We start from the raw sequence: 2620 nt of genomic DNA, 5'->3' as shown, positions 1-2620 counted from the left end.
CATGGCCGGCGCCCGCGGCCTGTGGCGCGCCACCGGCATGAAGGACGCCGATTTCGGCAAGCCGATCATCGCGGTGGTGAACTCGTTCACGCAGTTCGTGCCCGGCCACGTCCACCTGAAGGACCTCGGCCAGCTCGTGGCGCGGGAGATCGAGGCCGCGGGCGGCGTCGCCAAGGAGTTCAACACCATCGCGGTCGATGACGGCATCGCGATGGGCCATGACGGCATGCTCTACTCGCTGCCGTCCCGCGACCTGATCGCGGATTCGGTCGAGTACATGGTCAACGCGCACTGCGCCGACGCCATGGTGTGCATCTCGAACTGCGACAAGATCACCCCCGGCATGCTGATGGCGGCCTTGCGCCTCAACATCCCGGTGGTCTTCGTCTCCGGCGGGCCGATGGAGGCCGGCAAGGTCCACCTCACCACCGGGATCAAGAAGGTCGACCTCGTCGACGCCATGATCGCCGCCGCCGACGACCGCGTCACCGACGAGGACGTGCAGGTGATCGAGCGCTCGGCCTGCCCGACCTGCGGCTCGTGCTCGGGCATGTTCACCGCGAACTCGATGAACTGCCTCACCGAGGCGCTCGGCCTGTCGCTGCCCGGCAACGGCTCGGTGCTGGCGACCCACGCCGACCGCAAGCGCCTCTTCGTCGAGGCCGGCCACCTGATCGTCGACCTCGCCCGGCGCCACTACGAGCAGGACGACTTTTCCGTGCTGCCGCGCGCGATCGCCTCGATGACGGCGTTCGAGAACGCCATGACCCTCGACATCGCCATGGGCGGCTCGACCAACACGGTGCTGCACCTGCTCGCCGCCGCCTACGAGGGCGAGGTGCCCTTCACCATGGCCGACATCGACCGGCTGTCGCGCCGGGTGCCGGTCCTGTGCAAGGTCGCTCCCGCCGTCGCCAACGTCCACATGGAGGACGTGCATCGCGCCGGCGGCATCATGGCGATCCTCGGCGAGCTCGACCGGGCGGGGCTCATCGATACGAATGTCGGCAACGTCGCCGCCGGGACGCTGAAGGACGCGCTGGCGCGCTGGGACGTCGCCCGTACCGGTAGCGAGAGCGTGCGCGAGTTCTACCGCGCGGCACCGGGCGGCGTGCCGACCCAGGTCGCCTTCAGCCAGGCCTCGCGCTTCGACGAGCTCGACCTCGACCGGGAGGGCGGCGTGGTGCGCGATGCGGCGCACGCCTACTCGCAGGATGGCGGCCTCGCGGTCCTGTACGGCAACCTCGCCGAGGACGGCTGCATCGTGAAGACCGCCGGGGTGGACGCCAGCATCCTGACCTTCTCCGGCCCCGCCCACGTGTTCGAGAGCCAGGACGCGGCGGTGGAGGGCATCCTCGGCGGCAAGGTCCAGGCCGGCGAGGTGGTGCTGATCCGCTACGAGGGCCCCCGCGGCGGCCCCGGCATGCAGGAGATGCTCTACCCGACGAGCTACCTGAAGTCGAAGGGACTAGGGAAGGCCTGCGCCCTCGTCACCGACGGGCGCTTCTCGGGCGGCTCCTCGGGCCTCTCGATCGGCCACGTCTCGCCGGAAGCCGCGGAGGGCGGGCTGATCGGCCTCGTCGAGCAGGGCGACCAGATCGAGATCGACATCCCGAACCGCCGCATCCACCTCGCGGTCGATCCCGCCGAGATCGAGCGCCGGCGCGCCGCGCAAGCCGCCAAGGGCTGGCAGCCCGCCGCCCCGAGGAAGCGCAAGGTGAGCGCGGCTTTGCGCGCCTTTGCCAGCATGACCACCAGCGCCGCCCACGGGGCCGTGCGGAAGATCTGACCCCGTGACGGTCGTGCGGCTGACGCCTCGCGAGGCCCGCCGGGTCGCCCTGGCGGCGCAGGGCTTCCATGCCGCACGGCCCGGGGCCGCCGGGCACCGGCACCTCGCCGCCACGATCGACCGGCTCGGCCTGCACCAGATCGACAGCGTCAACGTCCTGGTGCGGGCCCACTACCTGCCGGCCTTCTCGCGGCTCGGCGCCTACGACACCGCCCTCCTCGACCGCCGGGCCTGGGGACCGAAGCGCGACCGGCGGCTGTTCGAGTACTGGGCCCACGAGTGCTCGCTGCTGCCGCTCTCCCTCCACCCGCTCCTGCGCTGGCGCATGGCCAGGGCCGACCGGGGTCAGGCCGGCTACACCGGCATGCGGGCCTTCGCGACCGAGCGCCGGGCGGAGGCGATGGCCTTGCTCGCGCGCCTGCGCGACGAGGGCCCGATGGCCGCCTCCGACGTCCAGACCGGCCGGGCCGGCTGGTGGGAATGGAGCGAGCCCAAGCGCATGCTCGAATGGCTGTTCTACGCCGGCCACGTCACCACCGCGACGCGGCGGCGCAGCTTCGAGCGGGTCTACGACCTCACCGAGCGGGTGATCCCACCGGACATTTTTTCCTTGCCCGACGTGCCGGAGGCGGAGGCGCAGGCCCGTCTCATCGACCTCTCCGCCCGGGCGCTCGGCCTCGCCACGGCCGCGGAGCTGCGCGACTACTTCCGCCTCGACCCTTCGGATGCCGCCGTCGCCATCGCCCGGCTCGTCGACGAGGGCACCCTGCTCCCGGCCGAGGTGCCCGGCTGGCCCCCGGCCTACCTCCACCGCGACGCGAAGTACCCCCG

At 71.8% G+C, this 2620-nt stretch carries 2 protein-coding genes; both read left to right on the top strand.

Annotation, left to right across the window (positions count from 1 at the left end; all coding sequences use genetic code 11):
- Nucleotide 1 precedes the first annotated feature (1 nt).
- The gene (gene ilvD, locus VQ02_RS33605) at nt 2-1789 is read left to right on the top strand and encodes a dihydroxy-acid dehydratase (RefSeq protein WP_048448621.1); all 1788 of its coding nucleotides are present in this window, start codon (nt 2-4) and stop codon (nt 1787-1789) included.
- A gap of 4 nt (nt 1790-1793) precedes the next feature.
- On the top strand, nt 1794-2620 hold an 827-nt coding region (locus VQ02_RS33600; protein ID WP_048448620.1), incomplete at its 3' end, for a winged helix-turn-helix domain-containing protein.

The sequence above is a fragment of the Methylobacterium variabile genome, from assembly GCF_001043975.1.
Lineage (GTDB): Bacteria > Pseudomonadota > Alphaproteobacteria > Rhizobiales > Beijerinckiaceae > Methylobacterium > Methylobacterium variabile.
The sequence above is the reverse complement of the archived record's forward strand: the minus strand, read 5'-3'. Positions and strand labels throughout refer to the sequence as shown.

Bases quoted from the DNA above. Each gene is read 5' to 3' on its own strand.
- ilvD (WP_048448621.1), top strand. From the start codon at position 2: ATGGCCGGCGCCCGCGGCCTGTGGCGCGCCACCGGCATGAAGGACGCC.